Raw genomic sequence first — 23,083 nt, forward strand, 5'->3', positions numbered from 1 at the left:
TTTGATTCAATACGACGTTTTATCTCATTAATAGCTCGTTAACGCGCTTTAGATAAGCGGCAGGATCGTCTAATTGACCACCATCCGCGAGCAATGCTTGATCGAAAATAACTTGAGCCAAATCATCAAACTGCTCACTACTCTCTAGCTTTTTAATGAGCGGATGGTCAGGGTTGACTTCGAGAGTCGGCTTGCTCTCTGGCACATCCTGTCCCATTTGCTTAAGCATCTGAATCATTTGCGGTGACAACTCACCTTCACCAACGACCAAACAAGCTGGACTGTCGACTAGACGCGTCGATACTTTCACGTCTTTGGCACGGTCGCCTAAAGCCGCTTTTAGCTTATCGACAACGGGCTTTAACGTTTCTTGCGCCTTTTCAGCTTCTGCTTTTTCGGCTTCATCCTGCAAGTCGCCTAAGTCTACCGCGCCTTTTGCGATGTTCTGTAGCGGCGTCTCATCAAACTGAGTCAAGAAGTTCATCGCCCATTCATCAACACGGCTGGTCATCAAAATAACTTCGATGCCTTTTTTCTTAAACAGCTCGAGTTGTGGGCTATTTTTGGCCGCAGCTAAGTTATCAGCCGTTAGATAATAAATAGCTTTTTGACCCTCTTTCATACGAGCTTTATAGTCTTCAAAGCTGGTCTCAAGACCATCTTGCGTGCTGGTCGCATAACGAAGCAGTTTGGCAATACGCTCTTGATTGCCCATGTCTTCACCAAGACCTTCTTTGATGACATCACCAAACTCTGCGTAGAACTGAGCGAATTTTTCTTGCTTATCGCTGTCTTCACTATTTGCCAAGCTTGATAGCAAGGTCAAAATACGACGTGCGTTACCATCACGAATTGATTTGACATCACGCGACTCTTGCAACAACTCGCGGCTGACGTTCAATGGCAAATCCGCTGAATCAATGACACCTTTGACAAAGCGCAGATACATCGGTAGCAGCTGCTCAGCCTCGTCCATAATAAACACACGTTTGACGTATAGCTTTAAGCCATGTTGCTGTTCGCGAGTATATAGATCGACAGGGGCTTTTTTCGGGATATACAGTAATTGCGTATACTGCACACGGCCTTCCACACGGTTGTGCGTCCAAGTCAGCGGCGCATCCATGTCGTAAGTGATGTTCTTGTAGAAATCGACATACTCATCATCTTCAATTTCAGACGCTGAGCGTGTCCATAGCGCGCTGGCTTTATTGATGGTTTCCCACTCGTCAGTCAGCACCATCTCGCCGCCTGCTGGCGTATCGTCGTCTTCATCACCGACAACGTCTTCTTGCCAAACCTCTTTACGCATTTGGATGGGCAAGCTGATATGGTCTGAGTACTTATTGACCAAGCGCTTGATTTTGCCGCGGTCAAGATAGTTGTCTTCGCCCTCGCTATATTCTTCTTTTAGATGCAAGGTGATGGCAGTACCACGCTCTGCTTTATTGATAGGCTCAACGGTGAAGCTACCCGTACCGTCTGATACCCAGCGCACGCCCTTGTCGGCAGGCTCGCCCGCTTTGCGTGATTCGACACTGATCGTATCAGCCACGATAAAACCTGAATAAAAGCCTACACCGAACTGACCGATCAACTGACCATCTTGTTTTTGTGAGTCAGACAATTTGTCCAAAAATGCTTTGGTGCCTGATTTGGCAATCGTACCCAAGTTCTCGATCGCATCGGCTTCATTCATACCAATACCGTTATCGGTAAAGGTAATGGTTTTGGCGTCTTCATCGACATTGATGCGAATGCGCAGTTCACCATCATTTTCATATAGGCTGTCATCATTGGTCGCTTCAAAGCGCAATTTGTCGCACGCATCAGAAGCGTTAGAAACCAGTTCACGTACAAAAATATCGGCATTAGAATACAGCGAATGAGTGACTAGGTGTAGTAGCTGCGCCACTTCAGCTTCAAAGGTGTGTTTTTTTAATTCAGGGGCGCTTGTATTAGAGGCAGTTGTATCAGTATTAAGGTTATCAGCGTTGTTGTTATCCGCTTGGGTCTGTTCACTCATAAAAAACTCCTTTAATTGGTGGTAAAAAGTTGTTCTAAGATAGCGGTGATTCTATTTAAACGTACTAAAACGGCTATGAAAAACCGTCGTTTTGAATACTGCTAAGCTGCTTATACTAATAAGGGCACAGCAAAAAATTTCAAGCTCAAGACCCCTATTCAATAAAAAACACCGCACTTGTCTACCAAGGCGGTGTTCTAGTATCAGTCATTTGCTTACACAAGAGCCAAAGCATGAGCAGCTATTCTGAATAAGCTTCTATCAATAACTCCCAAATAGTCGTCAGTTTTTTTGACAAACGAATATGTGTTTTCATAGTAACCTCTAGGTCGATTGACATTATCTTGTTAGGTACTATTACAACCAGTTTTCAAATATTTGTATAATTAATTGATTACAATATCTCGTTTCGTTTTTTAAAACCAATAGCTAAATGATATCCCATTTCTTAACGTGGCATCGGTCGAATGGTCAGAATCTGCTCACTGCGACCAAAAGGTCCTTGTGTATCATGCAGTATCGCGCTGGTCAGGCCAATGCCATCATCGCCATATTGTTGCACCGCTTCGATACCCAGCCAGCGACCTTGCGGCGCACGGTGCATGTGGATTTGTAAATCCGTGTTTGGAAACATCCATTCCAATGTCGATAGGCCAAGACCAACCCGTGGCACAACGCCATTGGCCGTATCAACCATACCTAACAGATGTACCAAGTCACCAGTAGATATGCCCTCGACCATCTCAACATCATTAGTTATCCAAACCCTACCCCGGCCTGGACGACGCTCCGCATCTGTCACTAGGTGCACGCTTTCAATAAACCCGCCCGGCCAGCCTTTCATACCATCCCAAGCTGGCAAATCCTCAGGCATATGCTGCAACTTTTGATCTTCAAGCCCTGCGATCTCACTGGTGTCTTGGGTCATAAGTCGCCATGCACGCGCAATGATCGCATCGCGGCCACGACTGCTCATGACCGCTTCAATCAACTCAATGGTCTTGCCCGGTCGAATACAGCGTGTGGTAATAGTAAAGTCATCAAGCGGTATTAAGCCTAAAATATCAAGGCTAATACGAGCAATGCGCATGTTGGCTTGCGGCGCATAGCCGTTTAGCTCAGCTGTGAGCAAACCTGTCGCTGGAGCCATGTGTTGCTCATGCTCATTCCAAGCGCCCTGTGCGTGTTTGGTTGGCTGATAGTGCGCAACACTGATACCGTTTTCTTGTTGTTCGCGTTTGATAAAGCGATAATAAGCTGACATGACCATCCTTGTTCTTGTATAAAACTTCTCTCATTTATCTTACGATTTTCGAATGCTCTGGGAATTTATTTTAGAAAAAATACTGTGAATTTTTGCTTTATTAAGATTTAGTAAGCGCCCGCTTTCTCATTTCAAGAATCCGGCGACTCTTTATAATGATAAACAATAAAAAAACCATCACGACCACAAGCACAGCGTAAAAAGGGCGATGCTCTTGCATAAAATGCGCGACGTTCAATAGAAGTATTAAGGCAATCAAGCAAATGACAAACGTGTTTATTTTTAATTGCTTGTTAACCTCATTCAGAGTGGCTTCTGACAAGACAAATTTATTTTTCTGCTTTTTCATTCTACCTTATCCATCGTAGGTGATTTTTATTGATTATTTTGCGCTATTTACCCACTTGCGTAACTGGAATACGCAAGGCTTTAGGCAAACTGAACGTCACGTTTTCCTCAATACCTGACAGCTCGCTCGGTAAGTCACCGCCCCAGTCTTGCAACTGTTGTAGCACTTCTTGAATAAGCACTTCAGGGGCTGATGCACCAGCAGTCACGCCGATACTTTGTACTCCCTCCAACCAGCTTCTATCCATCTCACTGGCATTGTCAATCAGATAAGCTCGGCAGCTCATGCGCTCTGCCAATTCACGCAAACGATTGGAGTTTGATGAATTTGGCGAGCCGACCACGAGCACCACTTCACAGCGGCTGGCAAGATCTTTTACCGCATCTTGGCGATTTTGAGTGGCATAACAGATATCGTCTTTACGCGGGCCTTGAATACTGGGAAACTTGTCGCGCAACGCATCAATGACGCGCGCGGTATCATCCATCGATAAAGTGGTTTGCGTGACAAATGCCAAACGTTCAGCGTCTTGTACGGTCAATGCTTTAACATCGTTTTCATCTTCGACCAGATGAATCTGACCACCATGTCGACGGTTAAAACGTCCCATGGTGCCTTCTACCTCAGGATGTCCTGCATGACCAATCAGTACCGCGTCCATACCATCTTGCGCAAACTTAGCAACTTCGATATGTACCTTAGTGACGAGCGGACAAGTCGCATCAAATACTGTCAAATCGCGGCGCTCAGCCTCATCTTCAACCGCTTTTGACACGCCATGGGCCGAAAAAATAACGATAGAACCATCTGGCACTTCGTGAAGCTCTTCAACAAAGACAGCACCGCGATTTGCCAAGTCTGAGACGACAAATTTATTATGTACCACCTCATGACGAACATAAATGGGTGGCTCAAAACGTGTCAATGCTTCATTAACAATCGCAATTGCACGGTCCACACCAGCACAAAATCCACGTGGGTTGGCAAGATAAATTTGCATAAGCAGGCCTATCATTAGATAATTTATATTCAAAGCTTATATTAAAAAGCTTCAATTCAAAGACTGGGATGAAATCAAGGCTCTACTTTAGCATAATTTGCTTTTATTGCCCTTGAAAATACCAATGTTAGCGTTAATGTTCTATAGCAAAACATTGAAGTATTCATCGCACAGTGGCAAGTGTGGCTTTAATTAAAATAAAATTCATAAAAGCAGTTTATAATAACGTATTGACTCCGATTTCTATCGCCATACATGATGGCGATTTTTATTTTTACCAGCCTTTAGCCGTTCACTAGGGCACCTTTTCGTCTTTTATTAGGACATACTGTATGACAGGTTCATTATTTATCATTACCGCCGCCTCTGGTACAGGCAAGACCTCACTAGTAAAGCAATTACTTGCCACCACCAATGACTTGACCGTCAGTGTCTCTCATACGACCCGTGCGCCGCGTCCTGGCGAAATTGACGGTCATCATTACCATTTTACCGACGTCGACAGCTTTGTAGGCGCAATCGGTGAACAGAAATTTTTGGAACACGCGGAAGTGTTCGGCAATTATTATGGCACCTCAGAACAAAGCGTGCGCACGCAGTTAGAAGCAGGCGTTGATGTCATTTTAGAGATTGACTGGCAAGGGGCGTTGCAAGTCAAAAAGATATTCACCGATGCGACGATGATTTTTATTTTACCGCCCAGCATTGCAACCTTACGTCAACGCCTATCGACTCGCGCGCAAGATACCATAGAAGTGATAGAGCAGCGTCTGGCTGGTGCAGTAAGTGAGATGGCGCAATACGTACATTTTGACTTTGTTATTATTAATGACAATTTTGAAGTGGCTTTGACTGAGCTTAAAGCAATTATCGTAGCAGACAGACAGACGCTTAAACGTCAGCAGCAACGTTATCATCGCACGATTACTAACTTGCTAAGCGATAACCCAGAAGAATGATTCAAGCCTGAGCCGTTTATTTAAGTCAATATAAAAAGCGACTACGCGACTGAGCAAAAAATGCTATAATATCTGGCTATCCCTTTTTATATTTTTGATATTATTTTTATTGAGTGGCGGACCATGTCCATTACTAATAAAAACAACCGAGGTAGCTATTTATGGCACGAGTGACGATTGAAGATTGTTTAGATAACGTTGATAATCGCTTTGAGTTGATTTTGGTGGCAAGCAAGCGCGCTCGTCAATTGGCTAAAGGTATTGCTGAGCCATTGGTTAGTGTCGATAACGACAAGCCTACTGTATTAGCATTACGCGAGATTGCTGCTGGTAAAATCACACGTGATATTCTCAATCAGCCAGAGCATCACTTTGCAACCAGCTCACTAGATTTGGCATTATCAGGCGACCATAGCTTCTAATTGGCTGCTTTGATAAGGTCATTTGTATTACTGCTATAGAGCTTATTAAAGCTTTATATCCAAATACATAGTGATGATAGAGACCACAGCATCGGCTGTGGTTTTTTAGTTGTAATAATATTGCTTTGATTGTTTTAGACACCATTTATACTTCAGAATATACCGTTGAGTTCAAATTTCTAAATTTTTATAGCCCCTGCTTGCTTAGCAGTTGACATTGAATGCGATTTACGATTAATTAGAAGGTAATCTACCCATTCTTAGCTTTTTTTTCTTGAGCTTTTGTATAATAGGTCAGCATTCATTCAGTCACTATTTACCTTCATAGCTAGCTTGGAAAATAGGTAATGGAAAATAGGATCGTTGCTTTATGAGTCAAACCTTACCCAAACTCAGTCATCATCTAGTCGATGAAGCTCAATATAATTTACTGCGCTCAGTAGGTTACCTCACTGCCGCTGAACGCCGTGATATTATTGACGCGTGTGAGTTCGGTGATATTGCGCACATTAAAGACAAGCGCAAATCAGGGGAACCTTATATTACGCATCCTATTGCGGTCGCTGAGATATTGGCGGGTTTTCGTCTAGATCGAGACACAATTATCGCAGCGATTTTGCACGATACCGTCGAAGATACTGAAGTAAGTGACGAGCAGCTTGAGCAGCGCTATGGCAAAATCGTGGCAAGACTGGTCGATGGTGTGACCAAGCTAAAGTCTTCTTCACATAATAAGCAGCAAAATAAAGCCGCCACTTTTCATAAAATTCTGACTGCCACCTTGGCTGATCCACGCGTGTTGATTATTAAGCTTGCCGACCGCTTGCATAATATGTCCACGCTTGATGCAGTACGTCCCGAAAAGCAACGTACCACCGCGCAAGAAACCCTAGATTTTTATGTCCCATTCGCACGATTGATGGGTCTCAATGACATCGCTGATTACATCGAAGTGCTCTGTTATCGTAACCTTGATTCTGATATGTACAACAAGCTGTCTGATAAGCTTTTGCAGCATGGCCTTGGCCGTAATTTTCAAAGAGAAGCCATCCATCGCTATTTGAGTATTGTCCTCAATAACTTGGAGCTGAATGGACTGGTCAAAGTTTTAGATAATCGTGTGGTCATTTATCGTCAATTTTTCCGCAATCGCGGTGAGATCAATGCCTTATTACGCCATTATGCGTTTGAAATTGTCCTCGACAATGTCGAATCCTGTGATAAGTTGGCTTATTATTTGATTAAAAAATATCAGATTGATGACAGTCACATTGCTGATAATATTCGCAGACCCTTACCAGGTGGTAATCAGTCGCTCACTCTTATTTATGAGCGCGACAACGATGTGGTAAAAGTAACTATTTTGACCAAGCAAATGCAAAGCGCAGCAAGGCTTGGCGTCATCGGTGCAGAGCACGCATCCGACGTCAGTCAATCAGTCATTCAAGCCTCGTTACGCAATATGAAAGATTTGGTCGACGAAGACAATTTAAATGAAAACAGTCCCGATTTTTCGGCGGCAGTCTCTACAATCAATGAGCTGATGGACTATTTACACTCAAGTAAAATCATTTGTTACAGTCCAAAAGGACGTGCCTATGAGCTACCACAAGGGGCAACAGCGCTAGATTTTGCTTACGCGGTCGGACCAATGGTTGGCAATGTGGCGGTTGGCGCAAACATCGATGGCAAACCTGCCAAGCTTGGTACCGTAGTAAAAAATGGACAATTGGTCGAAATCGAAGTAAATAGCCACTCAGAACCAAAAGCAGAATGGCTCGGGTTTGTGGTCACCAATAAAGCCCGTGAAGAGATTCTACGCTGGTTTAAAGATTTGTCTGTGGCCGATAAGCAGCATCATGGTCAGCAAGCGTTAGACCGTGCTCTTAAAACGTACCAAAAAAGTCTCGATGATTTGACAGACAGTGATTGGAAAAACCTCACTGAATGGCGAGGATTAACAGAAAAAGATGCTTTATTTGAGCAAATAAGTTCTGGCACGTTGCTGCCGCAGTTGGTGGTTACCCGCTTGTTTAGCGATGAAGTAAATGACTTACAAGCAAAAGAGCATAGCGAGGATATGACTCAGCCCCAGCAGCTTATAGTTAACGCTTCTGGCGTTGAGCTTGATTTTGCCAATTGTTGTCACCCGATATATGGCGATCCTATCGTTGGTCATTTATCACGTCATGGTTTGGTCGTACATCGCCACAAGTGCTTCTCCATTGATGACATTCGTAAGGACAATCCGTATCAGGTTATCCAATTGCGATGGCGCAATGATAAAGCGGTCAAGCAAGGCGAATCAGGCGAGAATGATATAAAAAATAATGGGAAAATTCGTTTTCCAGCCTATTTGAAATTGTCTATTTCTCTCAGTGATGAACAAATCACTGAAGTGATCTATCATCTACGCCAATTAAATATAGGCGTCGAAACCATTGATGTCCGTAGCAGTGATACCATCATCCATATCATTGTGCGTAGTCGCAATCACTTAGCGCAAGGTATTCGCGAACTGCGCTCATTACTTGGCTTCCCCAATATCATGCGCTTATATCAGCTGTAACAAAACGGCGAAGTGGTAGTTATTGATAGTACCAGCTCATCGTTTTAGAGCTTTTTCAATAATCTTAGAATGATGATAAAATATAGTAAATAATGCATTTCCACTAACCAAACCAGAAAAATATAAAAAGGACATCATATGACCCGTCAAACCATCCAAACAGACAAAGCTCCTGTGGCTGTCGGCACTTATTCACAAGCCGTAAAAGTCGGTAATACCGTCTATATTTCAGGACAGCTTGGTTTTGATCCTGAGACAATGGAATTAAAAGAAGGCTTTGAAGCACAAGCAAAGCAAGTGTTTGAAAACATCAAAGCCATCTGTGAAGCCGCTGGTGGCAGCTTGAATGATGTGGTCAAATTTAATGTGTCATTAACTGATTTGAATGACTTTGCCGCTTTGAATGAAGTATTTGTTGCCAACTTAAGTGAGCCGTATCCTGCGCGTGCAGCGGTCCAAGTGGCTGCCTTGCCAAAAGGTGGTGTGGTCGAGATTGAGTCTATCTTATATATTGAGTAATCTTAACACCTACATCATGACTGCTAATCTTCTGAGTCAAAATACCTCTTTCTAAAGTAAGCCCAAATAGCACTATTTGGGCTTACTGCTGTTATCCTTTTACTATCCTTATTTAACTGTCTAAAGGCGATGGGTACATTTTATGTTGGTACAAGTTGCTCTGCCCGTCCCCCTTTATCGGGTGTTTGACTACAGCCTGCCAGCAAATATGAGCATGTTGCCAAATGCCATTTCCACACAGATACCGCAAATTGGTAGCCGTGTCGAGGTATCATTCGGCCGACAAACCTTGATTGGCATCGTTGTTGCTCATGTTTCTGAAACTGATAGTAGCGTACCACTCAATAAGCTAAAACCCATCAATAAATGCTTAGATGCTGATCCTATTTTAGGCGATAGCATGCTAAAGCTAGCCCATTGGCTTGCTCGGTATTATCACTATCCGCTTGGCGACGTCTTAGCTGTCATATTGCCGAGCTTGGTTCGTCAAGGCAAACCATTAGATTTGCTGATTACGCACTGGCGAATTTTGCCACACATCACTGATGATGATTTTCGCGCCAACGCCAAAAAACAAAAACAGCAATTTGATATGCTAAAGCTACATGGCGAGCGCGGTGCAAGTGAAGACGTCTTATTGTTAGAGGGCATGCAACGAGCGTTTTTAAAAGCGCTTGAAGACAAAGGCCTTATTGAACGGTATATTCAAACAAAACAAGCGCCCTCACCTGTCAAATTAGCAAAAATGCCCCTTGATCTGAATGAGGAACAGCAGCTTGCCGTCGATGCGATCATTGCTGCGCATGAAGCCAAACGCTACACGGGATTTTTGTTAAATGGTATTACAGGCAGCGGTAAGACTGAGGTCTACCTACAAGCCATGCAAGCGGTACTAGAATCCGGAAAGCAGGTCTTGATTTTAGTGCCAGAGATTGGTTTGACACCGCAAACACGTGCGCGGTTTGCCAGTCGATTTGCCGCGCATATCGTTTTGCTGCATTCAGGAATGAACAATACCCATCGCTTACAAGGATGGCAAGACTGCCGCACTGGACATGCGCAAATCATCATTGGCACACGCTCAGCCGTACTGTATCCCTTTGCAGATCTGGGACTCATTGTCGTCGATGAAGCTCATGATGGCTCATATAAACAACAAGATACGTTGCGCTATCATGCAGCTGACGTTGCCCTGTATCGTGGCTTGCAGCACAACATACCGGTCGTGCTTGGTACGGCCACCCCTTCTCTTGAGCATTTAAAATTGGTTGATGACGCCAAGTTGGTAGAGTATCAGCTGCTGACGCGCCCTGGTAATGCTAAACCTGCGCCTATGCAGCTCATTGATGCTCGTCTACAAAGTACCCATCAACAAACCACGGACGACGGGGCACGTTATGACACGGGCCTGACAGATAAATTAATTGGGGCAATACGACAAACGCTAGAAGCTGGTGATCAAGTATTGATATTCTTGAACCGCCGCGGCTATGCACCTGTTTTATTGTGCAATGCTTGTGGTTGGCAGGCTGACTGTCCACGTTGTGATGCTCATTTGACCGTACATTACAATAGCCAAGCTCAACATAGCCATTACTCAAGCAATTCTTATTTAAAATGCCACCACTGTGATTGGCAAGCCTACATTCCTACTGTCTGCCCTGATTGCGGCAGTCAAAATTTAGACGCCAAAGGTATGGGTACCACCAGACTGAGCGAAAACCTGCATGCGATTTTTGCCAACCCTCAAACCAGTAAAGCGCTCTATCCCATTATTCAAATCGATCGGGATACGACAAGATTGAAAGACAGCTGGGAAAATATCTACCAACGTATCAATGAAGGCAAACCTGCGATATTGGTCGGCACGCAAATGGTCGCCAAAGGTCATCACTTTCCCAACGTCACCCTCGTCTGTCTACCCAATGCTGATCGTGGGTTTTTGTCCGCAGACTTTCGCTCGCCTGAACATACTGCTCAGCTAATGATTCAGGTGGCTGGACGCGCTGGACGCGGCGACAAAGCAGGACGAGTGCTGATTCAAACGTTGCAACCGGATAACGAATTGTTATTAAAACTGGTCAAAGATGGGTATTTGTCATTTGCTCGTGAATTGCTACAAGAACGTAAAATGATGGGTCTGCCGCCTCACAGCTATGCCGCCCTAATACGCTGTGAAGGCAAGACAATGACCGCTACCACTCAAGCACTCAAAGATGCGATTGCCCTACTACCAAGTGCGCACAATCTGGCCGTACTTGGCCCTATTGATGCACCAATGAGCAAAAAGAACAGCCGCTACCACGCCCAGCTACTATTATTAGCTAAAGATAGGCAACAACTTCACCATGTATTGGGTCAGTGGTGGCAACCAGTCCTTGCTCTGCCAAGCGCTAAATATCTTAAACTTACTTTAGATATTGATCCTATAGGCTGGTAGTTTAAGCTTTCTCAATTGATCACTGCGCCGCCTTTATAGACTACTTTTTTATTTTGAATGAGTCATATCGACTGTCTGCATTATTTTTACTTCGCTGTTACAGCTTCTAAAATTCGACTATGATAAATTTATAATAGCTGTTTCGCGGTAGTGCTCAAAAAACCACCACCGCTTTATGTAAAATGCCTATTCATTATTCCATTGAATGTCAGCGAATCTGAGTGCTGCTATGAATCCAGAAAATTCAAACTCTCGACATAATGACCACACTCACCAGAAGACTACTGATACGCACAAGCATCAAGATAGTGGGCATCATACCTATGCGCACGATGGACAAGACCATCACGATCACGATACCAATCTAGAGAAGACCACGTCTCCACGAGATACCAAAGGCTATCAACGCACGTTGCTTATTAGCTTTATCATCATTACCAGCTACATGTTTATCGAGGCCATCGGTGGCTGGCTCACAGGAAGCTTGGCGCTGTTATCAGATGCCGGTCACATGTTAAGCGATGCGATAGCACTTGGCGCTACCCTAATAGCTTTTAAAATTGGCGAAAAAGCAGCCACTCACCAAAAAACTTTTGGCTATAAGCGCTTTGAGATCTTAGTTGCGACGGTAAATGGCGCTACGCTGATTATCATTGCGCTCATGATTTTTTATGAAGCAATCAAACGCTTTAATTCGCCATCCGAGATTGCTACCCAAGGTATGCTGATCATTGCGACTGTCGGTATGTTGGTTAATATTTTGGTCGCTTGGCTCATGCACAGAGGAAGCCATAATAACGATGAGCATAGGCATAGTCATGGATCAGATGGCACCAAGTCATCTGATACTAAGCCATCGAATAATAAAGAACCCGTTAATCTAAATATGCAAAGTGCTTACTTGCACGTATTGAGTGATTTGCTGGGTTCAGTCGCTGCCATCATTGCTGCGTTATTGATGATGGGATTTGGTTGGTTATGGGCAGACGCTGTAGCCTCAGTCATTGTGGCAGTGCTTATCTTAGTGAGTGGCTACCGTGTCGTACGTGATTCAGTACACATTTTGATGGAAGGCACGCCTGCCAATATAGCGTTAGTCAATGTTGAGCAAAAACTACTCACTCACCCGCAAGTAAAAGCAGTCCATGACCTTCATGTTTGGAGCATTACTAGCGGCTTAAATGCATTATCCTGTCATATCGTTGTCGATGGAGAAATGAATATTCATCAATCGAATGTGTTAATTGGCAGTTTGGAATTAAGCTTGCTTGAACTTGGCATTCATCACGCCACTATTCAGGTCGAAAGCGCATCGCTTCCACAAACTGGAACACATAGTGATGCCTTAGTTTGTGACATCTCGACGCAATCAGCTACCAATAATAGTCACGCGGGTCATCATCATTGAAACTATGAAGACTTATTTATATGGATTCTACCAATTACCGGTTACATTTAGTTGAATGGAAAAAATAACGCAGTATAAGAAAAATTAATCCAACTGCTGTTGTGAGCCAAATACCTACCCCAGCTCCTAACAGCACCATTCTAATCCAGTGATCTAAACATCCATTGCACACACTTAGTAAATAAGTTGGTCCCATGTTTGATGCTATCACTAACCAAAACCCCAATAATAGTGCCAATCCTGAACAGATAATGCTTACGACTATTTTGCCAAAAGTTTTTAATAGGCCTCGCCATTTATAATGAGCAGTCAAATTGGATGAACGATTATTCATAAGTAATCTCTATAACTTATTTAACGTTTCATATTTATTATCACATACTCTATTCAAACAACTAAAAATAAATCTAGAAAAGCGTTGATTTTGAATGAGTGCGTATCACGGGAGTTTTTATCATTGTAATCGCGTGTTAAAAACGCTGAAAAAATCAGCCCTGCTGTCATATTTTTAAGATAAATTCTGTATACTTAACATTTAAACGCTTATTCATAATCAACTGTGGCCTTCTATCATGTCTAAACGCTCAGCGCCTTTTGTCGCCCCAGACCATATTGAAGACCCTGCATCAAAGGATGGCAAAAAGCACGCCAAAGTTTTGCTATCGACGCTGCAAGAAGACATTGCCAGCTTCCGAGATACGCAATTTCCACCCGACATTTTGCGTCAAATTCGTGACATGCCCATTTATGAAGGCAACTTAGCCGAGGTTCAGGCTTATCAGCAGCGCTGGCAACCTTTGCTTGCGCGTGCGATGGCTTTTTATCCTGCTGCCAATCTACCACCTGATTATCTGTCATTACCTGCTAGCCTTGAGATACCGCAGTTTATCTATCATGTTCAGCGCTTACATCTCACCAAAACTCGTGCCAAAGAATCCAAAAGCTTTGGCTCAGTAGGCGCGCTTACTGACAAATGCGGTGATTATAGCGCTGATGACATCGCGCGTATGTCAGCAGTATTTGACAATGATGAGGAAGCTCGTTTGGTGGCGCACCGTGAATTTATTGATCTAAGGGCTTATGTTTTTTGCCGTGATAATAAGGGTGAGATGATTGAGCCTGAACGGGTACGCTTTTATCGAACAGGACTCATTGTTCATGCTCTACCAGACTTTAAGATCGTAGACAGTCGACAAACTCCGCGTAAGCGTCGTAATGATGCTTATAGCAACCCACTTGCAGATAACGGCATTTGGAAAATCTACCGCAAAAAATAACTAACGTCGACGTTATAGTATTTTTATCATCGCCATTCTATATAGCTTTTTTTATTGCCACCCTTAAGGATACAAGATGTTCGCTGCCGCCGCCGGCTCACCAAATTTAATGTTACAAGCCACGATTTTCTTGGGCGCAGCATTGCTCTTTGTACCCCTTGGCAAACGCTTCGGTATTGCGACCGTATTGGGTTACCTGATTACGGGATTGATACTGGGCCCAAGTGCTTTGGATGTGGCGGGCGATGCTGAGAGTTTATTGCACTTTTCTGAGTTTGGCGTGGTCATGCTACTCTTTATCATTGGGCTTGAGCTTCAACCCTCACGATTGTGGGCGCTACGCCGTTCAATATTTGTACTGGGTGGCCTACAAGTAGGTCTGACCGGCACGTTATTGATGGGGCTTTTGCATCAGTTCTTTGGCTTGCAACTAGACACGGCTTTTATCGTCGGCTTTGGCCTTGCGCTCTCTTCCACAGCTTTCGTACTACAGATACTGACTGAAAAACAGCAGCTTTCAAGCACCCATGGACGTGAAGCGTTTACGATTTTATTATTCCAAGATATTGCCGTCATTCCACTGCTAGCGGTCATCCCGTTTCTATCAGGGGTGCGCGAACAAACCTATGACTTAATTTATTTTGGCAAGGTCTTCGCTGTTTTTGCCGGGCTCATCTTTGCCAGTCGTTACATCATCCGACCATTTTTTAAATTTGTGGCCTCAAGTGGAGCGTCAGAATTACTGACTGCCGTTGCGCTATTTATCGTCATGGGCGTGTCTATTTTGATGGGGCAGATTGGTCTATCGATGGCATTGGGTGCGTTTTTAACGGGCGTACTGCTCGCCGATTCTGAGTATCGTCATGAATTAGAAGCCAGTATTGAGCCTTTCAAAGGGTTGTTACTGGGACTGTTTTTCATGTCGGTCGGTATGTTGACTGATGTCAAACTTATCTTGGAAAAACCGATCCTTATTATTGGCTGTGCAATGGCATTGATGTTTATCAAATTCGGTGTCATTGCAGCGATTGCAAAAGTGTTAGGCAATCGCTGGCCGACCAGTATTAGGTTGGGTGTCACTTTGGCGCAAGGCGGTGAGTTTGCTTTTGTCTTGTTTAGTGTGGCAACTGCCCAAAATGTCTTACGACCAGAGCTTGCTAATACGCTTAACCTTATCGTCACCATTTCTATGGCACTCACGCCACTGGCATTTTTATTATTAGAAAAAGTGGGAGAACCTCTATTTGCCAAAAGCAAACCAAGTCGCGAGTACGACTCCATTCCCGATCATGAGCATCAGGTGATTATTGCAGGTTTTGGACGAGTCGGTCAGATTATCGGTCGTGTGCTACGCATGCACAATATTGAATTTACTGCCATTGAGCGTTCTGCCAATCGAGTAGATTTCGTCCGTAAATTCGGTAACCAAGTCTATTATGGCGATCCAAAAAATCCAGAAATCTTACGTGCGGCTGGTATCAAAAAAGCCCGCCTATTTATTCTTGCCATTGATGATTTAGAACGCTCCATCACAACGGCTCAATACTTACGCAAAAACTATCCAAAGATAATCGTACTAGCACGTGCCCGTGATCGCCAACACTATTATCGCTTACGCGAGGTTGGCGTGCGTCATATCTGGCGTGAGACCTACTTGTCGTCTTTAGATATGTCACGTGAATCACTGCAACTGCTCGGTATCTCGCCAGAAAAAGCGCGCGAAACGGTAAAAACGTTCCGTGACTATGATGATGATTTGATTGAACGTCAACAAGCCATCTATGACGATGAAGCCAGCATGATTGAGTCAGCACAATCGGCCATGGCAGAGCTTGAAAGTTTGTTTGATGAAGACATCGATAAAGCTCGTAAAATGGATTTGAGCGACTTTTATGATGCGTTAAAAAGCCAAGCGACGCCAACGGATACTAAAGACGACCCTGCTACGGATTCTAAAAATTAATAAGGTAATGTTTCAATAAAAGACCTACTCTGTACTACAACTTTTAGGCGCTTGTTTTTTATTAAGGGAGCTCATACAGTCCCAATTATCACCGTCTGGTAGATGATAAAAAACCAGCGTCTGATTGTTCAAATAACGTATAGGGAACTTAACGTTCTGAATTGTGGCAATAACGGCACAATCTGTTTTTGGTACGCCAGCTGCCTTGGTATCGATTTGAATGCGTATTTGCTCAGTTTCAGTATTGATGGGCAAGCCAACTGGGCACTGTCCTGTCTGCCGATACACCAGCGCTACTCGATTTTGTACGGTCTTGGCACTATCATAGGCATCAAACAGTACTTCATTTGCTTGTGGCTTAGCGATAAGAGGTAAAAACTGCACTTTAATCACTATCAACGCGAATGCGAAAAGTCCAAATCCTAAACCCAAACCGAATAAACTAACCCCGCCCTCTCTATGCAAATGCGCTTGCTGTGCAGCTTCATCTCGCGGATAGTCATTAATAGCATCGGCAATCTCACGTCGCGCCATTCGGTAATAATAAGCGTCTGTCCAGCGTGCAACCATAAACGACCAAAACAGCCAAATTATCGCGGCAATGCCTATACGCGTGGCTATCTGATAAGCGTCAGGAATATAAGACATTGCCAGAAATTCAAACATGACCAGTACAATGGCGATATTGAGCTGGATAAAGGACCACCCTGCCACACTATATACAATCGCATCCATGTAACGCTTGCGATATAACAGCCAAGGAAAGGTCACAAAAAACGCCGCCCAATGCCATTTCGGCGACAGATAACCTTGTTGATCAAATTGCTCAAAGCGTTTGAGATAGTAGCGCTGGCTACGATGACCAATAAACCATTTATCCAATTGATTGCGCCTGGTAGGAGTCAATTGTTCTTGATAGAAAGGGGGCGGCGAATCCGTCTCAATAAATAGCATGGCAATACGCTCACTTGGCTCTTAGAAAAAACGACGATATTAATATGAGGATATGATAACGCCAAAACAACTATATAGGATAGAGAAACCACAGACGTGAGTGGCAAACACGCTAAAATAGGATTGTACATTCACAGTTGTACAGATTTGACTTATAATGAGCCCACCTCACCCACCTAATTAAGCCCTATTAATCCTATGAGTCCACATTCTGATATCAATGATAATGCCACCAGTACCAATACTACTGATGAGCAAAACCTTAATAGCACTAACCAACCTATCGATATTCATACCAGTGCCAACAGCGAAACAGACCCTACCTCTGACAAACATCTGCGTATCGTCAATACATTCATGAAACGACGCACGCACATGAATAAAAATGCCGAGATGGCCCTGACTGATCCAGAGTTTGCTGAGTATTTGGTGAATAATAGCTTCGGTGATGGCAACCTAGAGGGTATCGATAACTTACGCTCGTTATTTGCTGATAGCCCTAATGGTTCTGATGCGCCGCTTACCCTAGAAATTGGTTTTGGTTTGGGCGACTCATTTATTGAGATGGCAGCAGCCGAGCCTACGCGTAATTTCGTTGGCGTTGAAGTACATGAGCCAGGTATTGGTAAATGCGCGTACATGGCTGGTACTCAAGGTTTAACCAATGTCAAAATCATTAACGGTGACGCCATTCAATTGCTCAAGCAATTACCAGAAAATCACATCGATCGCATTCAGCTTTATTTCCCTGACCCATGGCAAAAAAAGCGTCATTATAAGCGTCGTTTTGTCAGTCCTGAACGTATGACCATTTTGACTCGTAGCTTAAAACAAGGTGGCTGGTTTCATACCGCAACGGATTGGGAGCATTATGCTTTTTGGATGGTAGATGTTTTAGACGATTTTGCCGGACTGACCAATCAAGCGGGTATAGGAAATTTCACTGACCGTCCTGACTTTCGTCCAATGACCAAGTTTGAGCGTCGCGGTCTAGAGCGTGGACATGGTGTTTGGGATTTAATCTATATTAAAGATTAATTTTGATAGTAAGCTTTTGATAAATTTATGTGTGGCGGCTAAACTATTTAGCCGCTTTTTTTGTACTTGCAAATTAATCATTTACTGTTTTCTAAAAGAATATCAGCGTATCTGGCTGCTGTATCCCTTCATTTATCAGCGATCTGTCTTTTTAATAAAAAAAATTCATAAAACGGTAACATGTGAAACATAGGCTATAGTTATCGATTTTTTGACGGACACACAGTTTTATAATGCCAAAAAAGGAATGATACGCGCGCGCTTCAACATTTATTATCTGCGCAAGCATTGGTGCTATAAGGGCTTCGAGAGTTCTCCCCATAAGCTGTGGATAACCCTGTGTATAAGTCACTACTTGACAGGATTTTTCCTAGGTAGCATAAAGGGATAGGTAAAATCGTTCATTTTTTGTACGATTTAAATTTTATTTAAAATCAATAGCTTATATCTTATATTTAATCATAAAAAATTATTTTCAATATTTTTTAAAAATAATTCTATGTGGAGTGATGTTTCACAATGACTAAATATAAGCAGTTTATTTGTTGTGGACAACTTATAAACCTATTGACAAACAGCATCATTATCGCATCCTAAATTACCTTTTGCTCCTGCGTAACTCTGCATAAATCATCAGTGCTATACCATGCGACAGCTCATGTCGTTTAGCATAGTTTTGTGCCTTATAACCCTATTAGATTTTGTTATAATTACCTCATCTAATCAATAGTGTGAAAGAGTAGAATTGATAATTAACAAGCATGGTATGATTAAAGAGTTATGATAAAAGCCATTAACTATGAACTTATTTCTACTTTTATCATCATCTGAATTTACTGTATAGTAGCGTGATATATGAGATATTGCTGACTACACTACTGATGTAATTATCTATCTTTGCCAGCCAAGTGCTGGTAGTTGCTTACCATTTAATGCTTACAACCTAAGCAATGGCTTGCTTCATTAAATCAATATTCTCAGTAGTAAGAACAATATATTTATAGCATATAAACCGACAATTCCAAATCAATTATTGCACACAAGGAATCCAGTATGGACGACAATAAAGCCAAAGCACTCAAAGCGGCACTAGGTCAAATTGAAAAGCAATTTGGTAAAAACACCATTATGCACTTAGGTGATGACTCTGCCGTTCTTGATGTCGACGTGGTCTCCACAGGTTCATTAGGTCTGGACATTGCCCTTGGCATTGGTGGCCTACCAAAAGGTCGTATCGTTGAAATCTATGGCCCTGAAAGCTCTGGTAAAACGACCATGACATTACAAGCCATTGCAGAATGCCAAAAACAAGGTGGCACCTGTGCTTTCATCGATGCAGAACACGCCCTTGACCCTGTTTATGCGCGCAAATTGGGTGTAAACACAGATGAGCTATTACTCTCTCAGCCTGATAACGGCGAACAAGCGCTCGAAATTACCGACATGTTGGTCCGTTCAGGCGCAATCGATATGATCGTCATCGACTCAGTTGCTGCGTTGACGCCGCGAGCAGAGATTGAAGGTGAGATGGGTGATTCGCATATGGGTCTACAAGCCCGTCTTATGAGCCAAGCCTTACGTAAAATCACTGGTAACGCCAAACGCTCTAACTGTATGGTAGTATTTATTAACCAGATTCGTATGAAAATCGGTGTTATGTTCGGTAGTCCTGAGACCACCACTGGTGGTAATGCGCTCAAGTTCTATGCTTCAGTACGTATGGACATTCGCCGTATTGGTGCGGTCAAAAACGGCGATGAGATTATCGGTAACCAAACTCGCGTCAAAGTTATAAAAAACAAAATGGCGCCACCATTTCGCCAAGCAGAGTTTGAGATTACTTATGGCGAAGGTACCAATCACCTAGCTGAAGTTATTGACTTAGGCGTTGAGATTGGTGCCGTTGGTAAAGCTGGCTCTTGGTATAGCTATGGTGATGAAAAAATCGGTCAAGGTAAAGCCAACTCAGTACTGTTTTTAAAAGAAAACCCTGCCGTTGCCAAAGAGATCGAAGATAAAATTCGTGACGAAAAACTTGGCTCGAAAAAAATCAGTGCTCCAGTAGACGTAGACGAAGCTGATGAAGAGCTAGCTTCTGAACCTGTACAATAACGTTTGATAATTTACTGTTATCCATAGTTATCATTTATTATGAAAATTAAAACATTGGCTGAAATACTCGCTGAGTCGGATACCGACTCATCGAGCGCCGTTGATGAAAAACGAAAAAAACCTTTTAAGCATGTCTATAAAGATGAGCCCAAAAAACCCAGTAAATCGGGTAAACGCACGACCTATTTAAGCAAAGACCATTCAGCAACTACTAAGTTTGTAAGTGGCGACTCTATCGTCGACATAGAATCGGTTGATTCACCTTCTTCTGCTATTAAAAAACAAGCCCAATCCAAAAAGCGTAAAAAACGCTTTCACCCAGCGGCTAACTTCACCGCTGAGCCTAGCGACACGCCTGTTTATAAGCCACCTGAAGCACAAAGTATCAAAGAGATGCTAGCAGAGGTCAAGAACAGCAATCAAGATAGCATTGACTCTGTTCACGAAGCTGACTCCGAGCTGTATTCAAAAAATAATAACATCTCCGCCCTATCGGCAACTGACGATGATGACACAGAAAGTCAGAGCGGCAATCTACCTGCGGCGCTCAAGGCTTATTTGCGCACCCCAGGGCAACGACAAGCCGACATCGATGCTATTAAAGCTGAAAGCCGGTTGCGTTGGCTGGCATTTTATTATTTGTCACGCCGCGAATATGGCAAAGCTGAGCTCAAACAAAAGCTGATCGATAAAGAGCAAGACCCAGAAAAAATCGATGCGCTCCTCGATGAATTTGAAGAAAAAGGCTATCAAAGTGATTATCGCACTACTCTAATGCTCATACGCGAGAATATTCGTAAAGGTCGCGGGCGCGGACGTATCAAGCAGGAGTTTTATCGTAAGAAGATTGCCATGCCCAGTAATATCGACGAGCTGATTGATATGGCAAATAATGAGTCAGATGAATTTATCGAGTTTGTGGACGACAGTACAGACAATCTGATTGATGGTGTTGATTGGTTAAAACTGGCAGTCATAGCCCGTACCAAGAAGTACGGGGATGACATACCTGTCGAACAAAAAGACAAAGCCCGGCAATTGCGGTTTTTGCAATACAGAGGGTTTAATACCGATATCTGTTTTGATGCACTCAATTATACATTAGACACACTAGAGGAACGCTTTTAACACCCGTTCTTTAAAATACATAACCATCAGAACGTTCAGACATATTGTTTTATCGGTTAATAATAGCCGAGTATTTTCCACCAAATCAGTCCAGCACCTATCCAAATGACTAGATTCACCACACTCATAATTGCCCCAATGCTCCACCATTCTTTTAACGTCACATATCCTGAATTAAAAATCACTGGCGCAGTACCTGTCGCGTAATGTGTCAGCGTCATCATGATATTACCGGCGGCAGCCAAGATCAGTGCGTACAGCATTGGCGGCGCACCCAAGGTCAGCCCCACTGCATAAAAGGCGGCAAACAGTGCCGTGATGTGGGCTGTGGTACTCGCGAAAAAGTAATGGATGTACAGATATACTAAGGTCAAAATCGTTACTGCGCCTATCCAACCTACCCCAGTTGTCCCTATGAGAGACTCAATCTGGCCTGAAAACCAACCAATTAAACCCAGCTCATTGAGATAAGCTGCCATCATGATAAGGGCACCGAACCAAATGATGGTATCCCACGCCGACTTTTCTTTTAGAATATCATCCCAAGTCAGCACACCTGTCAATATCAAGGTCGTCAAGCCAATGAAGGCTGTTGTAGTAGCATCAACGCTATACTGCTCACCTAAAATCAAGGCTGGAATATTCGCCCATAGCAGCAGCATCAGACCAAATACGCCAAGCATGATTTTTTCTTGGGTACTTATTTTCCCCATTTCTGCCAGATTGTCTTTTGCAAAGCCTTTGGCATCGGGTGTGATTTTGACCTCAGGCGGATATATCACGTAAATAACCAATGGCATGACAATTAAACACAACATGCCGGGTATAAACATCGCCACCGCCCACGTCGTCCATGACAATTGAATGTCACCGCCTGTGGCTTTATTGACTAAGTCTACGACTAAAGGGTTGGGGGCAGTGGCCGTAATAAACATACCAGAAGTGATAGGGTTGGCATGATAATTGACCATCGCTAAGTAGCGACCCATTTTATTCTGCGTACCTTCTTCTGGTGTTGAATGAAAACTTTGGGCGATGGATTTCATAATGGGATGTATAATACCGCCGCCACGAGCGGTATTAGAGGGCGTTATCGGTGCTATCATGAGCTCAGCTGCTGCCAACGAATATGCTACGCCAATGGTTTTTTTACCGAAGATTGAGATGAAATAATAAGCAATACGTCGACCCAAACCTGTTTTTATCAAACCACGCGATATCATCACTGCAATACCAATTAACCAAATCAGCGGACTTGAATAGCTTGATAAGGCGTCGCTAATGGCTTGTTGCGGGCTATCGCTCGTTACTCCGGTCAGAGCGACTAAAGTGATCGCAATGATAGCAATGGCACCAATAGGCAGTACCTTGCCGATGATAGCAACAATAGTGGCAATAAATAATGCCAACATGTGCCATGCTTCAGGCGTAACGCCAGATGGCGCAGGGATGATAAACCAGATAACCAAACCAACTATGATGGCAATAGCTGCTTGAATAGGTTTAAACGGCATGAGTCGGTATCCTTATCATATGCTTATATCATCTGATGTTTATATCGCAAAAATATGCTTAAAAAATCAGATGTCGTAAGACAAAAATGCATGAAGTGTACTAGATGAATGGTATAAGCATCTTATAAGATTTATATGGCC

Annotated in this window: 17 protein-coding genes; 11 read left to right on the top strand and 6 right to left on the bottom strand. The window is 43.3% G+C overall.

The features are described from left to right. Positions 1-19: 19 nt before the first annotated feature. The 4 genes from htpG to ispH all read right to left on the bottom strand — a co-directional run bounded on the left by htpG (position 20) and on the right by ispH (position 4,639). Complete coding sequence (gene htpG, locus ACT3TH_RS03690; protein ID WP_444754503.1) at positions 20-2,026, bottom strand: molecular chaperone HtpG; 2,007 nt, start codon at positions 2,024-2,026, stop codon at positions 20-22. A gap of 448 nt (positions 2,027-2,474) precedes the next feature. Beyond that, positions 2,475-3,290, bottom strand: coding sequence for a thioesterase family protein (locus ACT3TH_RS03695; protein ID WP_444754504.1), 816 nt, complete (start codon positions 3,288-3,290; stop codon positions 2,475-2,477). Positions 3,291-3,390: 100 nt separating this feature from the next. Further along, the gene (locus ACT3TH_RS03700; protein WP_444754505.1) at positions 3,391-3,639 is read right to left on the bottom strand and encodes a hypothetical protein; all 249 of its coding nucleotides are present in this window, start codon (positions 3,637-3,639) and stop codon (positions 3,391-3,393) included. Positions 3,640-3,682: 43 nt separating this feature from the next. Then, on the bottom strand, positions 3,683-4,639 hold the full coding sequence (ispH, locus tag ACT3TH_RS03705) for a 4-hydroxy-3-methylbut-2-enyl diphosphate reductase (protein WP_444754506.1): 957 nt from the start codon (positions 4,637-4,639) through the stop codon (positions 3,683-3,685). A gap of 332 nt (positions 4,640-4,971) precedes the next feature. On the opposite strand from ispH, the gene gmk reads away from it, so the two are divergent. The 8 genes from gmk to ACT3TH_RS03745 all read left to right on the top strand — a co-directional run bounded on the left by gmk (position 4,972) and on the right by ACT3TH_RS03745 (position 16,196). Further along, entirely contained in the window at positions 4,972-5,598 is a 627-nt protein-coding gene (gene gmk, locus ACT3TH_RS03710; RefSeq protein WP_444754507.1) for a guanylate kinase, read from the top strand. A gap of 161 nt (positions 5,599-5,759) precedes the next feature. Further along, positions 5,760-6,020, top strand: coding sequence for a DNA-directed RNA polymerase subunit omega (gene rpoZ, locus ACT3TH_RS03715; protein ID WP_062845329.1), 261 nt, complete (start codon positions 5,760-5,762; stop codon positions 6,018-6,020). Between the two features lie 370 nt (positions 6,021-6,390). Further along, positions 6,391-8,589, top strand: a complete 2,199-nt coding sequence (locus tag ACT3TH_RS03720) for a RelA/SpoT family protein (protein ID WP_444754508.1) — start codon at positions 6,391-6,393, stop codon at positions 8,587-8,589. 138 nt (positions 8,590-8,727) lie between these two features. Further along, entirely contained in the window at positions 8,728-9,108 is a 381-nt protein-coding gene (locus tag ACT3TH_RS03725) for a RidA family protein (RefSeq protein ID WP_444754509.1), read from the top strand. A 142-nt stretch (positions 9,109-9,250) separates the two neighbouring features. Continuing rightward, a complete protein-coding gene (locus ACT3TH_RS03730) occupies positions 9,251-11,548 on the top strand; it encodes a primosomal protein N' (protein WP_444754510.1) in 2,298 nt (765 codons plus the stop codon). Between the two features lie 229 nt (positions 11,549-11,777). Then, positions 11,778-12,956: a cation diffusion facilitator family transporter gene (locus ACT3TH_RS03735; RefSeq protein ID WP_444754511.1), complete on the top strand. Its 1,179-nt coding sequence runs from the start codon at positions 11,778-11,780 to the stop codon at positions 12,954-12,956. Positions 12,957-13,528: 572 nt separating this feature from the next. Continuing rightward, the gene (locus tag ACT3TH_RS03740; RefSeq protein ID WP_444754512.1) at positions 13,529-14,233 is read left to right on the top strand and encodes a hypothetical protein; all 705 of its coding nucleotides are present in this window, start codon (positions 13,529-13,531) and stop codon (positions 14,231-14,233) included. A 76-nt stretch (positions 14,234-14,309) separates the two neighbouring features. After that, a complete protein-coding gene (locus ACT3TH_RS03745) occupies positions 14,310-16,196 on the top strand; it encodes a monovalent cation:proton antiporter-2 (CPA2) family protein (protein WP_444754513.1) in 1,887 nt (628 codons plus the stop codon). A 24-nt stretch (positions 16,197-16,220) separates the two neighbouring features. Here the strand turns inward: ACT3TH_RS03745 and ACT3TH_RS03750 are convergent, their stop codons facing one another. Beyond that, positions 16,221-17,150, bottom strand: a complete 930-nt coding sequence (locus tag ACT3TH_RS03750; protein ID WP_444754514.1) for a DUF2628 domain-containing protein — start codon at positions 17,148-17,150, stop codon at positions 16,221-16,223. 198 nt (positions 17,151-17,348) lie between these two features. Between ACT3TH_RS03750 and trmB the strand changes: the two genes are divergently transcribed. The 3 genes from trmB to ACT3TH_RS03765 all read left to right on the top strand — a co-directional run bounded on the left by trmB (position 17,349) and on the right by ACT3TH_RS03765 (position 21,428). After that, complete coding sequence (gene trmB / locus ACT3TH_RS03755; protein ID WP_444754515.1) at positions 17,349-18,188, top strand: tRNA (guanosine(46)-N7)-methyltransferase TrmB; 840 nt, start codon at positions 17,349-17,351, stop codon at positions 18,186-18,188. Positions 18,189-19,241: 1,053 nt separating this feature from the next. Beyond that, positions 19,242-20,300: a recombinase RecA gene (gene recA / locus ACT3TH_RS03760; RefSeq protein ID WP_444754516.1), complete on the top strand. Its 1,059-nt coding sequence runs from the start codon at positions 19,242-19,244 to the stop codon at positions 20,298-20,300. A 39-nt stretch (positions 20,301-20,339) separates the two neighbouring features. Beyond that, on the top strand, positions 20,340-21,428 hold the full coding sequence (locus tag ACT3TH_RS03765) for a regulatory protein RecX (protein ID WP_444754517.1): 1,089 nt from the start codon (positions 20,340-20,342) through the stop codon (positions 21,426-21,428). A gap of 56 nt (positions 21,429-21,484) precedes the next feature. On the opposite strand, the gene ACT3TH_RS03770 is transcribed toward ACT3TH_RS03765, so the two are convergent. Continuing rightward, complete coding sequence (locus ACT3TH_RS03770; RefSeq protein WP_444754518.1) at positions 21,485-22,942, bottom strand: anion permease; 1,458 nt, start codon at positions 22,940-22,942, stop codon at positions 21,485-21,487. Positions 22,943-23,083: the final 141 nt, after the last annotated feature.

The organism is Psychrobacter sp. AOP22-C1-C5, assembly GCF_052378885.1.
GTDB lineage: Bacteria > Pseudomonadota > Gammaproteobacteria > Pseudomonadales > Moraxellaceae > Psychrobacter.

What these genes read in the sequence shown, in the direction of transcription:
- gmk (WP_444754507.1), top strand. Translation starts at nt 4,972, where the DNA reads ATGACAGGTTCATTATTTATCATTACCGCCGCCTCTGGTACAGGCAAG.
- ACT3TH_RS03700 (WP_444754505.1), bottom strand. Translation starts at nt 3,639, where the DNA reads ATGAAAAAGCAGAAAAATAAATTTGTCTTGTCAGAAGCCACTCTGAAT.
- ACT3TH_RS03750 (WP_444754514.1), bottom strand. Translation starts at nt 17,150, where the DNA reads ATGCTATTTATTGAGACGGATTCGCCGCCCCCTTTCTATCAAGAACAA.
- ACT3TH_RS03740 (WP_444754512.1), top strand. Translation starts at nt 13,529, where the DNA reads ATGTCTAAACGCTCAGCGCCTTTTGTCGCCCCAGACCATATTGAAGAC.
- ispH (WP_444754506.1), bottom strand. Translation starts at nt 4,639, where the DNA reads ATGCAAATTTATCTTGCCAACCCACGTGGATTTTGTGCTGGTGTGGAC.
- trmB (WP_444754515.1), top strand. Translation starts at nt 17,349, where the DNA reads ATGAGTCCACATTCTGATATCAATGATAATGCCACCAGTACCAATACT.
- ACT3TH_RS03735 (WP_444754511.1), top strand. Translation starts at nt 11,778, where the DNA reads ATGAATCCAGAAAATTCAAACTCTCGACATAATGACCACACTCACCAG.
- ACT3TH_RS03730 (WP_444754510.1), top strand. Translation starts at nt 9,251, where the DNA reads ATGTTGGTACAAGTTGCTCTGCCCGTCCCCCTTTATCGGGTGTTTGAC.
- recA (WP_444754516.1), top strand. Translation starts at nt 19,242, where the DNA reads ATGGACGACAATAAAGCCAAAGCACTCAAAGCGGCACTAGGTCAAATT.
- ACT3TH_RS03725 (WP_444754509.1), top strand. Translation starts at nt 8,728, where the DNA reads ATGACCCGTCAAACCATCCAAACAGACAAAGCTCCTGTGGCTGTCGGC.
- ACT3TH_RS03720 (WP_444754508.1), top strand. Translation starts at nt 6,391, where the DNA reads ATGAGTCAAACCTTACCCAAACTCAGTCATCATCTAGTCGATGAAGCT.
- rpoZ (WP_062845329.1), top strand. Translation starts at nt 5,760, where the DNA reads ATGGCACGAGTGACGATTGAAGATTGTTTAGATAACGTTGATAATCGC.
- ACT3TH_RS03695 (WP_444754504.1), bottom strand. Translation starts at nt 3,290, where the DNA reads ATGTCAGCTTATTATCGCTTTATCAAACGCGAACAACAAGAAAACGGT.
- ACT3TH_RS03770 (WP_444754518.1), bottom strand. Translation starts at nt 22,942, where the DNA reads ATGCCGTTTAAACCTATTCAAGCAGCTATTGCCATCATAGTTGGTTTG.
- ACT3TH_RS03745 (WP_444754513.1), top strand. Translation starts at nt 14,310, where the DNA reads ATGTTCGCTGCCGCCGCCGGCTCACCAAATTTAATGTTACAAGCCACG.
- htpG (WP_444754503.1), bottom strand. Translation starts at nt 2,026, where the DNA reads ATGAGTGAACAGACCCAAGCGGATAACAACAACGCTGATAACCTTAAT.
- ACT3TH_RS03765 (WP_444754517.1), top strand. Translation starts at nt 20,340, where the DNA reads ATGAAAATTAAAACATTGGCTGAAATACTCGCTGAGTCGGATACCGAC.